This window comes from Paenibacillus glycanilyticus NBRC 16618 (genome assembly GCF_004000805.1).
GTDB lineage: Bacteria > Bacillota > Bacilli > Paenibacillales > Paenibacillaceae > Pristimantibacillus > Pristimantibacillus glycanilyticus.
In genome coordinates this window covers 28,983-41,767 of record NZ_BILY01000002.1, presented here as the reverse complement: position 1 = coordinate 41,767, position 12,785 = coordinate 28,983, and the positions used below count along the sequence as shown (strand labels likewise).

Below are 12,785 nucleotides of genomic sequence, written 5' to 3'. Positions count from 1 at the left end.
CTATCCCTCTCCACTATGATGAGGGTGTAACAAATAAACGAACTCGAGAAGGGGAGTTACAATGAGAAAGAGCGTCTTTACGACAGTAGCTGCGGTATTACTTTGTTCGACTCTTGCCGCCTGCGGCGGCAACAACAATACGTCGAACAACGGCAACAAGCCGGCTGAAAGCGCGAATGCAAGCGCAAGCACAGACAAGGCAACAGCCACTCCACAACCATCTGAAGATATTACGCAAAAGAAAATCAAAATCAGCATTTATTATCCGCTTCCTGACCAAGTCGAAAACCGCAAGCTGGAAGACGACAAGATCGCACGCTTCAACAAGGTATATCCTAACGTGGAGATCGTGAAGAGCGACTGGCATTACGCTCCTAACGAAATCGGCATCAAAATGGCTGCCAACGAAGCGCCAACCTTCTTCAACACTTACGCAACCGAAGCGAAGTTCCTCGTTGAAAAAGGCTGGGCAGCCGACATCACGGACCTGTACAACAGCTACGAGTTCAAGGATCAGATCAACCCGGTACTTCAAAACCAATTCATCATTGACGGCAAAGTATACGGTATCGCTCAAAAAGGTTATGTAACAACGACCGTTGTCAACAAAAAAATGCTGGATGACAAAGGCGTAGCCGTACCTTCGTACGACTGGACTTGGGATGACATGGTGAATACCGCTAAAGGCGTAGCCGATGCGAAGAAAGGGATCGCGGGTATCGCTCCAATGGGTAAAGGCAACGAGGCAGGCTGGAACTGGACCAACTTCCTGTTCGAAGCAGGCGGCGAGATTCAAAACATTGCGGACGGCAAAGTAACGGCGGCATTCAACTCCGAAGCCGGCAAGAAAGCTCTCGATTTCTACAACAAGCTGAGATGGGACGCGGACGTTATTCCGAAAGACTGGGCACTTGGCTGGGGCGACGCTGTAGGCGCGTTTGGCCAAGGACGTACGGCAATGGTTATCGCCGGTGCGGAAGGCGTACTGGAGCAAGCGCTGAACCAAGGCGGCATGAAGATCGAAGACGTACTCACTTATCCAATGCCGGCAGCCGAAAAAGGCGGCAAGCATACAGGCGTATTGGGCGGCGACTATCTCGTCATTAACCCTAACGCTACGAAAGACGAGCAAGAAATGGCGTTCCGTTACATCACGTTTGACTACTTCACCGACGACTATCTGACTTCGATCGAAAAAGACATTCAAGCTCGCAAAACGGAAGGCAAATACTTCATTCCGCCGCACATCAACTACTTCAGCCCGGATTCGGAGTATGGCAAAAAAGTTCAAGCGATCTTCGACAAGTATGACAATGTATACAAATACAACGCGGAATCCAATGCTCTGCTCGACGGCAAGCCTGAAGCTCAGTACAATACGCAAGAATACTACGGTTCGATGACGAACGTCTTGCAAGAAGTATTCTCAAAAAAAGGTACCGACACGCAAGCTCAGCTCGACGCGGCTGCGAAAGAAATGCAAACGAAGTACTACGACGCAATCAAGCCTTAATACGAGCGGGAGTATCTCCTCGATCTAACCCTATAAGCGGCCGTGCAGATGAATTTGAATCTGCACGGCCGTTTTTATTTTGAGTTCGTGTCACCTCAAACTTACTCTGTAACACGGAAAAAGCCTGCTTTTTTTGAGTCTGTGAGTTTGTCCCACCCCGAACTTACTCTGTAACACGGAAAAAGCCTGCTAATTGGGAATTTGTGAGTCCGCCCACCCCGCCTTCTATTGAATGATAAAAACAGATTAATAAACCATTGACATATTCAACATATCGTTTATATTGTGGAGGTGAACTTATGAAGCTGGCAGCCAAAAGGATAGGGGAGATAACATGGATCGTTATAGACCAAGGTATCATTTTACGGCACCTCGCAACTGGATGAATGACCCGAATGGACCGTTTCAGTTAAACGGCGAGTATCATTTGTTTTACCAGCATAACCCGTCAAAGCCCGAGTGGGGCGATATTCATTGGGGGCATGCCACAAGCCCGGATCTGGTGAATTGGACGCATCTGCCCGTTGGAATGGCTCCCTCTTATGAGCTTGGCGAAGCTCATTGCTACTCCGGCTGCTCCGTAGTCCATGACGGCGAAGTGACATTGTTCTATACAAGCATTGGCGAGGGGGAACGGAATGCGGCTACCGGAGCACAGCAATGGATGGCTCGCGGGACGGATTTGCATACCTGGCGGAAACCGGACATTAACCCGGTTCTAACCCTGGAGCTTCATGGAGACCTTGAGATTCGGGACTGGCGGGATCCTTACGTCTGGAAGACGGAAGACGGCTGGCGAATGATTCTTGGCGGAATCCATGAGGAAAAAGGCTGCGCGTTTATATACAACTCCGAGGATTTGGAGAAATGGAGCTTCCAAGGTATTTTTTATAAGGGCGAAGAATGGATCTGGGAATGTCCGCATTTGTTCCGTTTCGGCGATAAAGCGGTATTGTTCTATTCGCCAAGCGGTCCGGTTCGTTATCTTTCCGGTACGATCAGCGGGGATAAGCTAATCGATGTGCAAAAGCACGGCACCGTGGACCATGGCGGCTGGGAAGGCTATTATGCTTCAACCGGATTCGTGGACGAGAACGGCCGCCGCATTGTGCATGGCTGGATCCCGGAAGGCAGCAGAGGCGAGGAATTTCCCGAGAACCTGGACTGGGCCGGGGCTCTGGCGCTGCCGCGTATCGTAGATCTTAAGCCAAGCGGCGCGCTTTCCATGTCCCCGGTACCTGAGGTGGGGACGCTGAGAGGCGTGAATTACAGCTTTAAAGATATAGCAATCGGACATACGCCAGTTCTATCGGGAGTACAATCGACCTCCTTCGAATGCTTGCTTGAAATCGACAGGAAGTCGATTGAAGCAGCAGGTCTGACCGTTTCCTTATTCGCATCCGACTGCGGCAAGGAGCATACCGATGTATGCCTCAACTTGGCTTCCCATACGATTACCATTGACCGGTCGAATTCAAGCCTGCTTCCAAAGGTCCATAAAACGCCGGTTCAAGGTGAATTGCCGGCTGCAGACGGCACGGAGCTTATCAAGCTTCGTATTTTCGCGGACCAATCCATTGTGGAAGTGTTTGTGGATGACGAGACTTGCCTAACGGCCAGAGTTTATCCGACATTGGAAAACAGTAGCGGCATCCAGCTCCGAACAGACAGCGGTGAAGCCGTGGTTTCCAGTCTTCAGATTTGGGAGATGAAGGCTGCGGAAATCAGATAGATGATAACCATAATTAGAGCATCCTTCGCAGGTGCTCTTTTTTAACTTTCAGCACCAAGCTCATCATGATATTCTCTAAGTAATATCGCTCATGCAAAGAGGCAGGTTGAATGAAATGAAGATTGGCTGTTTACATGCTCATTATTCCAATATTGAATATATTGAAGCTTCGATTGGTTCGAAGGCGGAATTGGTACACTTTGTGGATCCCGGACTTATGAGGTGTATGGAAGAAGGTTTTGACAAGGTTAAAGTTAAGGAGAAAGCCGCTGATCAGATCAAATGGATCACTCAGTCAGGTGTAGATGCGATTCTCATTACTTGCACCGGTTACATTGCTCTACTTGAAGAAGTTGAGACTAATCTGCCCATTATAAAAATAGACGAGCCCTTTTTTAATGAGATTTGTAAAATAACGCAGCCGCAAATTCTTCTGTTCACGAATCCCGCAACTGTTGAAGGTACGATGAAGCGGCTGAAGAATTTTGCTTCATCGCATGGTTACCAGCTTCCGGACATTGAAGTCAGAGTGATTGAGAACGCGTTCCAGCTTATTATGCAGGGACAGAAGACAGAGTACGCCGACGAAGTATTCAAGTTTATCGAGAAACTGCTCCAATCGAAACAGGATAAGAAAATAGCCGTTGCTCAGCTTTCAATGGTCAAAGCAGCCGAGAGGGTGGCACAAGAATTTAATATATCCATCTCCAATCCATTAGCGCCGTTGGAAGGCTATGTTTCAAGAAAGGACAGGAGCAACTAAATAAAAAAGCTGGGCGAAATGAATCGCCCAGCTTTTCTGCTTATTTCAAAAAGGTAATCGGTAGAGGAAAGGGGTATCTCCTAAAGAGTGTAACGTCCGCCTTTGCCACTTGTGAAATATACATATAACGATTAATTCGAAATTTCACAATGGCAACAGCGGCTTTAGGAGATATCCCGTCCGCCTGAGCGATACCTTAATTTCTTATTTCCCGTTCCAGGACGCCTCGATTTCCTCCAGCGACTTGCCTTTCGTCTCCGGTACAACGCGCATCGTAAACAGGAACGTAATCAGCGACATGGCGCCAAAGATCCAGAACGTTACGGATGGTCCTGCCGATTCAAGCATTGGCGGGAACGACTGGGATACGACGTAGTCGGCGATCCACAGCGCCATCGATGCGATTGCGGTAGCCCGGCCGCGGACGCGGTTCGGGAAGATCTCGCTCAGAACGACCCATACAACAGGTCCAAGCGACACGGCAAATGCCGCAACATAGATCAGGATAAAGATCAGCACAAGCGAGCCGGTCGTATGGCCGGTATGGAATGCGATGCCGATAACCGCCAGACAGATCGTCATGACGGACGAACCAACAAGCAGCAATACTTTGCGGCCGACTTTATCAATCAGCCAGATGGCCAGAATCGTAAACAGGAAGTTAACGAGGCCGATCAGGATCGTTTGCAGCAGGGACGAATCCGTGCCGGAGCCCATCGACTTGAAGATTTCCGGCGCGTAGTACATAACCGCATTAATGCCGGTGACTTGCTGAAGAACGGCAAGCACGACGCCAACGATCAATGCAAGGCGGATGCCCGGGCGGAAAATCTCTTTGAGCGAGCTGCCTTTTTCCTCAGCGAAAGAGGCTTTAATATCGAGAACCTCTTGCCTTGCCTCCTCTTCGCCGTGAATGCGAAGAAGGATATGGAGAGCTTGCTCCGCCCGACCTTGCTTAATTAGCCATCTTGGGCTTTCAGGCACAAGGAAGAGCAGAATGAAGAAAATAACGCCTGGCACAACGCCTACGCCAAACATCCAGCGCCATGCGTTTGCAATATCCCAAGCATCATCGCCATAGCCGGCAATACCCGAGTTGACGAAGTAAACAAGGAAGATCCCCGTAACCGTTGCGAATTGGTTCAAGGCAACGAGACGGCCGCGGTATTTAGCCGGAGCAATCTCCGCGTTATACAGCGGGCAAAGCGTGGACGTAATCCCGATCCCAAGACCGCCGATCATGCGGGCAACGATGTACATCGAGAACGTATCCGGAATCGCGGAGCCAATCGAGCCGATAATGAACAGGGCTGCTGCCGCGATAAGTACTTTTTTACGACCGAAACGGTCGCTTAGCACGCCGGAGAATCCCGCGCCAACAATACATCCGATGATAAGCGAGGATACGGCCCAGCCGACGGCCACCTCGTTTAAGTCAAAACGGTCTTGCATAAATCCGATTGCTCCCGATACGACAGCGGTATCGAAGCCGAATAATAAACCGCCGAGAGCGGCAATCATCGAAACGAGCGTAACAAACTTCATGCTTTTGCCATCGGCATTTGCAGTTAAGCTGCTCATTTTATTTATTCCCCTTCCATATGTGACTGATTGAATGGTTGCGTTTATTGAAACGAGTCTCATTATAACACCGGAATGAAGAGGGTTAGCGGACATTCGTCAGCACTTATTTGTGTAGTTCCAGCATGGAAAAGCCTCCTTGTCCGCTATAAAGGAGAGTGCTTGAAGCGTATAGCATTTTATTAGTTTGCCAAAACAAAAAAGTCCATGCCGCCCTGGCATGAACTCCCTGCATATCCTGATCATTTCGCTTGACTGCGGTATTCGGTCGGGGTGAGCCCGGTCACCCGCTTGAACACCCGGCTGAAATAATTCGGGTCCTTATAACCAACCTCGAAGCATACTTCCTTCAAAGCCAGCTCATCGGCGGACGAGATCAGCTGCTTGGCTTTCTCGATCCGCAGCCCCGTCAAATAATCGATGAACGTGGCTCCAACCTGCTGCTTGAACACTTTGCTGAAATAGTGGGGATTCAGATGAACATGCTCGGCTGTCTCCTCGAGTGACAATTCCTCCGTAAAATGAAGCCCAATGTACTGCTTCGCCTTATCCATTACGTTAATCGTCTGCTGCTCCCGCTGCTCCCGAATCCGCTGCAGGGCGGAGATAACATAGGAGCGTTGATCCTCCGGATCGGAGTGTTCGCCCGAAGAAGCTGGAGCCGCCGCCGCCGCCGCGGCAACGGTTGACCCCGTACCTTGTACCACACCTTCGAAATCGCGGACCTCGCCGAGATGCCGGTCAACGTCAGAAGCGAATACAGCCTCGAAATAAGATTTGCGCCAGCCTCCAGCGCCTGATTGGACCGATCCGATTCCTATCGTAACCGGCAGCTGGAATTGCCTTTCGGCCAGACTGCACAGCTTCTCTCCAAACATCTTGATCTCGGCTTTCCAGTCATGATCTTTCGTATCATTCCGAATAAAAATAGCCATATGCAAGTCGATCAAGGAGCTGACAATACAGGAAATCCCGTAAGTCTTGGCGAAGCTGCGGAACGTTTCGTACAGCTTTTTCTTATCCAGCGTATAAATCTGCTTAGGGAAGGCCGCAACAACCGCGCAGCCCTCATCAAGCGGGAAGCTTAGCCAGTCGGACAGCTTCTCTTCATCCGCATCCAACACCTGATCGACCATAAGCAAGAGGGACAGTTCGTTTTCCACCAGCGGCTGCAGTTGGGATACTCTATCCCGCAAATGCAGCTCTTCGGTCCGTTTGGATTTCTCGCGTTCCAGCTCCTCAATGAGCTGGTTCAAGATCGACGAGATCTGCTCGCGTCCGGCAGGCTTGACGATATATTCTTTTACGCCTAGGGAAACCGCTTCTTTGGCATAGGCAAAAAAGTCATATGCCGTCACCAGAATAAACTTGGTGTCCGGCAGGCGAGATTTTATTTCCCGGATGGCTTGCAGACCTTGAATACCGGGCATATTAATATCCATCATAATGATATGGGGGCGGAATTCCTCCGCCTGTTCAATGGCTTTTCGGCCATTATCGGCAAATGCGATCTGGAACCTGTCCGGCAGCATCCGGTGAATGAGATGCTCCAGCCCTTCGCGTTCCAGCGCTTCGTCATCGGCGATCAATAGACGGTACATCGTGATCCGGTCCTCCTTTCTGCTCTTCGCCCTGAGGCAGGAGGAGAATAACCGAGGTTCCCCGTCCTGGCTCGCTTTCGATCCTTACGACATCTTGCCGGTTATAGAAAAGCCGCAGCCGCTTAATCACATTTCGCGTGCCAAAGCCCATTGAATTTTTTTTCGCGGGAGCGGGTTGGGCGGGCTCTTGAAGGGCAAGAAGCGCGTCGCGATCCTCTATCGTCATTCCGGCTCCGTTGTCCCTAATGACTATTTTAACGTTTTCGCCGGACCGCTCGATAACAAGCTGAATCATTCCGCCTGACTCCATCCGTTCCACGCCGTGCACAAAAGCATTCTCCACAAGCGGCTGTACCGTCAGAGCGGGAATCAGCATATCCAGCACGGATTCGTCGATCTGTTGTCCGATTTCTACGCGGTTGCGGAACCGGGCTTGTTGAATCGTGAAGTACTCTTGAACATGCTTAAGCTCGTCGCCAAGCGTAACCGGACGGTCCAGCTGGCTTAAGTTGTAACGGATCAGCTTGGACATCGACACAATAAGGTCGCTTGTCTGATCGGCCCCTTCAAGCAGCGCCAGCTTGGACAGCACATTTAGCGTATTGAACAAAAAATGCGGGTTGATCTGGCTTTGAAGGGCTTGAAGCTCCAGTTCTTTCACTAGACGCTCCGATTCCATGCGTTCCTTATCCCGACCCATCAAGTCATTCAAATCCTGAATCATATGGCGGAACGCTTCCGACAGGATGCCAAGCTCGTCATTCGAGCGTTCAGGAAGATAAGCGGTATCGAGCTGCCCTTTGGACAGATGCTGCGCCGTTTGCACGAGACGGTCCACCGGCTCCGTAATGCTTCTGGATATCCATAACGCAACAACGATACTCAGCAGCGTATTAATGATGAATACGGCAGGACCAAGCCAGTCCATTCGTACGATTTCCAATTGGATGCTCCGGTATACCGGCTCGTAAGCGCTAAGCTCCAGGTCAATGAGACGGCGTTCTTCCTCTCTTATGAAAGAGCTCGTGCGCTCCGTATCCTCATAGTAATCTAGCGCCTCGTTCGGAGCGGCGGACTTTTTAGCAGCTTGTACTTGCTCCGCCAGCGTCTGAAGCATATGGGCATATCCCTGCAGCACACCGGCGATGTCGGACTCCGTCCGCTGGCTTGCCAGCTGCCCGCTAATTTGCGCGAGTTCCGCCTGTTGCTGCTGAAGCGAAGCCCGGTTGTTGCCCTCGGGGTTCAGCAGATACGCGTACAGGGCCCGCACATTCTCATCGGCCGTTTGCGCCGACCGGGTATACAGCAGCATGCGGTCCATCATCGTATTGTAGCTGTGCTGCACCGTTTTGGAGCTTTCGAACAGGAAGAACGTGACGCCGTTCGTCAGGAGCACCAGCAGCGGGATAAAGAGCAGCAGCTTCCTTCGAAGTGTCATGGGGCGGGAACCTCCTTATCCGTAATGACGGAAATCGGAGTATACTGCTTCGAAGAAACGGCTTGTCCCTGAAAATATTGATTCAGCAGAGACATCGCTTCATAACCCATTTGGGAGGGCTGCTGCACAATCGAAGCTTCGATCTGCTTCTTCTTGATAGCGGTTAGAGTATCCTCTAGGTCATCGAAAGAAAAGATAGTAACCCCGCCGGGCTTAACGCGGGCAACGGCTTCCGCCATGCCAATACCGTCAAGGGAGCTGAAGCCGACCATATAATCGATCTCCGGATGCTCCTTCAGCATTAACTCAGCCTGCTGCGCGGCTTGAAGCCTGGATATATTCGAAGCGCGTACTTCCGCAATGGAAAGCCCCTTATACGTGTTAATGACCGACTGGAATCCTTCCAGTCGGAGCCGCTGATTGGCAGCCTCCTTGCTGCCTACAAGAACGCCAATGACGCCGCTTGGTTCCTTCGGTCCGCCTTCCGCAATAAGGCGTCCCATCTCCTGTCCGGCATAAGCGTTATTGGTGCCGACATAAGCGAGGCGCTTGCTGCCGGGTTCATCCGTGTCGACGGTAACGACCGGAATCCCAAGCTTGTTCGCTTTTTCGATTAACGCCTTATCTTGCTCGGTTCCGATCCCCTGCAAAATAATCCCGTCCATCTTGGAGGCAATCGCCTTCTCCAGCAGCTTCATCTGTTCCTCCGCGTTAATGCGGAACGGTCCCATGTATTGCAGCTCCATCCGGTATTGACCGGCAGCTTTCAGCGCCCCCTGTTCGACGGATCGCCAGAACGGGTTGTCCAGCTCTTGCGAGATTAGGGCGATCTGCCGTTTGGTTTGATCTTGATCGCTTGCCTCCAGCGGGTTTACAAGACCTCTAATCCGTACGGTAGACCAATAAAACTGGACTAGTACATAGGCAAAAATAATAAGTAACAGAAGGACGCCGATATTCCATCTTCTTCGGTTGGCCATATGGCTTCTTAAGCTCTCCTCGGGTGTCTGAATAATAGCCACATTATACATGAACGGACATTAAAGCCAAAATTAATCTAAATTCAATGTTCATGTTAGCAGGGGATTCCGGCATTTTGTGGAATTGATTTGAGTAGCGATCACTTTGAATTCGAAAAGGTGGAAATATTCGAATGGACAAGCATGGTCATATAATGAAGCATAACTTTATGGAATCGATATGGAACAATATCCCCGACGGGATTGTCGTAATAGATTTGGATGAGAATATTCTTGATGTCAATCCTGGGTTTGAAGCCCTTCACGGATGGAAGAGGGAAGAGCTGATTGGCAAGCCCTGCTGCTTTACGCCGGTACATCTTCTTGAAGAACGAAGATTAATGATCGATAAGGCCAAGCTTGGCGAAAGTCTGCAGTGTCAGGAGACGTTTAAGCTGCGCAAGGACGGCACGATGGTGTATGTCAGCCTTACTCTTACGGCTCTTAGGGATGAGAATGGGAATATCATCGGGGTTGTTGGAATTGAGAGGGATATATCCGACCGGATTAAGATGGAAGCCTCCTTGTTTGAAGCGGAAAGCTTGTACAGTCATCTGGCAGACAGCGCGCTGGCTGGTGTGTTTGTAGGACAGGGAAACCGTATTTTGTATGCGAACCCGTACTTGGCAGCCCTGTATGGTTATACGAATGAAGAATTGCTGCAGGTAGAGCTGGAAAAATTAATGCTGCCCGGCGAGCTGGAAGTCGTTTCGCGGGATGCGCAAGTAACCTTGATGGATCAGAAGCAAATCTACTTTCATTTCAACATTACAGGGGTTAAGAAGGACGGCTCCCCTGTTCACCTCGAAGGCAACTCCTGCCTGATCTCCTTTCAAGGCAAGCCTGCGCTGCTAGGCACGGTACAGGATATTACGATCAAGAAGGAAAAAGAGCGCTCCCTTCGCGACAGTGCCAACATGTATCAGCGTATTATCAAGTTCCTCCCCGAGCCTATTGTCTTGATCGACAATGGCGAAATTGTGTATGCCAATAAATTAGCGGTCAAGTTGATTGGCGCTGCCGACGATTCCGAGATGGTCGGGCGGCCTATCCTTGATTACGTCGATCCCGCTTATAGCGACGATCTGATGGATGTGCTCAACAAAGTGATTCATACCGACGACCCCACGAATTTTATCGAAAATAAGCTGCTGTGCAACGACGGTCAGACGATCGACGTTGAGATGTCGAGCATCCGGATCCATAATTACCGGGGAAAAATGGTGATTCTGACCGTTATCCGGGATTTGACGGACCGCAAACGGTCGGAAGAGATGCTTGTCCGTTCCGAGAAGCTCTCGGTGATCGGGCAGCTGGCCGCGGGCGTAGCGCATGAAATCCGCAACCCGTTAACCGCATTGAAGGGTTTTACCCAGCTGCTGAAATCCAAGGCGGAGGGGAACTCGTTCTATTATGACATTATGACCAATGAGCTGGACCGGATCAATTTTATCGTGAATGAATTTATGACTCTTGCGAAGCCGCATTTCTCCAAATTTAGCACGCGAAGGCTGGATCATATTTTACATGCCGTCATTTCGATTTTGGAAACGCAGGCGATTCTGATGAACGTATCGATCCGCACGGAATTCGAGAACTGTATTCCGTCGATTTATTGCGATGAGAATCAGCTGAAGCAGGTCTTTATCAATATTATAAAAAATGCGATAGAAGCAATGCCCCTTGGAGGGCAGATCACGATCACGGCGGCGATGGAACCGGATCATGAGCGGATGCGCCTGACGATCCGCGATGAAGGCATGGGCATTCCGGATGAGATCATCCGTCAAATCGGACAGCCGTTTATTACGACCAAGGAGAAGGGGACGGGGCTTGGCCTTATGATCAGCTCGCGCATTATCGAGCAGCATCAAGGGCTGATGAATATATCAAGCGTTCCGGGAGAAGGAACAACGATTGAAATCATCCTGCCGTTAAATACGGAGGAGCAATGAAGAGAAGGCTGAGCGATATCGTCGCTCAGCCTTCTTGTCTTTTATAGGGAAGAGACGGACCGGCGGATAATCAGCTCCGCGGGCAGGACGATTTTTTTCCACGGTCCGGCTTCCTCTTTATTCTGAATGCGGTCGATCAGCATCTGCATGCCCAGGTAACCGAATTGATAGGCCTGCTGCGCGGCAACCGTCATAAACGGATCAACCTCGGAATACGGGCCAAAATCGTCAAAGCAGACGATGGAGATGTCTTCCGGAATCCGCATATTTCGTTTTCTCAGCAGGCGGATGGCTTCGATCGCCAATACATTGTTGCCAGCTACGACGGCCGTCGGGAGCGGGTCTAGCGAATCCAGCCAGGCTTCCATCTCCGACAGATCGGTGCGCGGACCGTAACTGGTCTCAAAGACGATGCTCTCCTCATAGGTCAATCCATTCAGGATTAGCGCTTCCTTATAACCTTCAAGACGCAGTCTCGCGCTTGAGATCGTATCCGATCCGTTTACCATCGCAATGCGGTGATGGCCCTGCTTGGCAAGATGGTTAACCAGCTGGCGTGCGCCTTCCTTGCTGTCTCCAAGCACGATGTCGCATTCGACGCCGGGCACCTCGCGGTCCAGAAGGACGAACGGGATGTTATGCCGCTGCAGCGATTCGAGATGAGGCAGGGATGGATCGCCGGCCGGGGCAATCAGCACGCCGTCTACCCGGGTCGTCAGAATCGTATTAATGTAGTCGGCTTCCTTCTCCAGACTCTCGTCGCTGTTGCCGAACAGCAGGCGGTAGCCGTTCTTGGTGGCGGCATCTTCGGCCCCCCGGGACAATGTTGTATAGAACGGGTTCGTTATATCGGTAATAAGCAGGAACAAGCTCCGGGTCTGCTGCAGAACAAGGCTGCGGGCCATTTGGTTCGGAACATAGTTCAGCTCTTCCATGACCTTTTTGACCCTGGCTCTTGTTTTCTCGCTTATTCTGCCTGTGTTATTGATAACTCTAGAAACGGTCATCGCGGATACGTTAGCTTTCTCCGCAATATCATAGATTGTAACCATACCTACTGCTCCTCATCGACATTTCATGCTTTTATCTTACAAGAGAAAACGATTGACAGCAACAGGACACCTTGCTAAATTAGAGTTATCGGTAACATTTTATTTGCTAGTTTCGTTATTATTCATTCATT

General features: G+C 50.5%; 9 protein-coding genes. 4 read left to right on the top strand and 5 right to left on the bottom strand.

Going from position 1 to position 12,785, the window contains the following annotated elements:
- Positions 1–61: 61 nt before the first annotated feature.
- The 3 genes from PGL01S_RS01475 to PGL01S_RS01465 all read left to right on the top strand — a co-directional run bounded on the left by PGL01S_RS01475 (position 62) and on the right by PGL01S_RS01465 (position 4,008).
- The gene (locus tag PGL01S_RS01475; RefSeq protein ID WP_127490798.1) at positions 62–1,513 is read left to right on the top strand and encodes an ABC transporter substrate-binding protein; all 1,452 of its coding nucleotides are present in this window, start codon (positions 62–64) and stop codon (positions 1,511–1,513) included.
- A gap of 334 nt (positions 1,514–1,847) precedes the next feature.
- A complete protein-coding gene (locus tag PGL01S_RS01470) occupies positions 1,848–3,245 on the top strand; it encodes a glycoside hydrolase family 32 protein (RefSeq protein ID WP_127490797.1) in 1,398 nt (465 codons plus the stop codon).
- 115 nt (positions 3,246–3,360) lie between these two features.
- Positions 3,361–4,008 carry an aspartate/glutamate racemase family protein gene (locus PGL01S_RS01465; protein ID WP_127491077.1) on the top strand — a complete coding sequence of 216 codons (648 nt, stop codon included), beginning with the start codon at positions 3,361–3,363 and terminating at the stop codon, positions 4,006–4,008.
- Positions 4,009–4,212: 204 nt separating this feature from the next.
- On the opposite strand, the gene PGL01S_RS01460 is transcribed toward PGL01S_RS01465, so the two are convergent.
- The 4 genes from PGL01S_RS01460 to PGL01S_RS01445 all read right to left on the bottom strand — a co-directional run bounded on the left by PGL01S_RS01460 (position 4,213) and on the right by PGL01S_RS01445 (position 9,608).
- On the bottom strand, positions 4,213–5,589 hold the full coding sequence (locus tag PGL01S_RS01460) for a sugar porter family MFS transporter (RefSeq protein WP_116393927.1): 1,377 nt from the start codon (positions 5,587–5,589) through the stop codon (positions 4,213–4,215).
- A gap of 242 nt (positions 5,590–5,831) precedes the next feature.
- Entirely contained in the window at positions 5,832–7,190 is a 1,359-nt protein-coding gene (locus tag PGL01S_RS01455; RefSeq protein WP_127490796.1) for a response regulator, read from the bottom strand.
- Complete coding sequence (locus PGL01S_RS01450) at positions 7,165–8,628, bottom strand: sensor histidine kinase (protein ID WP_127490795.1); 1,464 nt, start codon at positions 8,626–8,628, stop codon at positions 7,165–7,167. Before PGL01S_RS01450 ends, PGL01S_RS01455 begins: the two co-directional genes overlap by 26 nt.
- Complete coding sequence (locus PGL01S_RS01445; RefSeq protein WP_127490794.1) at positions 8,625–9,608, bottom strand: substrate-binding domain-containing protein; 984 nt, start codon at positions 9,606–9,608, stop codon at positions 8,625–8,627. The genes PGL01S_RS01450 and PGL01S_RS01445 overlap by 4 nt, the downstream gene beginning before the upstream one ends.
- A 173-nt stretch (positions 9,609–9,781) precedes the next feature.
- Here PGL01S_RS01445 and PGL01S_RS01440 point away from each other — a divergent pair, with 173 nt between their 5' ends.
- Complete coding sequence (locus tag PGL01S_RS01440) at positions 9,782–11,602, top strand: PAS domain S-box protein (RefSeq protein WP_127490793.1); 1,821 nt, start codon at positions 9,782–9,784, stop codon at positions 11,600–11,602.
- A gap of 41 nt (positions 11,603–11,643) precedes the next feature.
- Here the strand turns inward: PGL01S_RS01440 and PGL01S_RS01435 are convergent, their stop codons facing one another.
- Positions 11,644–12,654 carry a LacI family DNA-binding transcriptional regulator gene (locus tag PGL01S_RS01435; RefSeq protein WP_127490792.1) on the bottom strand — a complete coding sequence of 337 codons (1,011 nt, stop codon included), beginning with the start codon at positions 12,652–12,654 and terminating at the stop codon, positions 11,644–11,646.
- Positions 12,655–12,785: the final 131 nt, after the last annotated feature.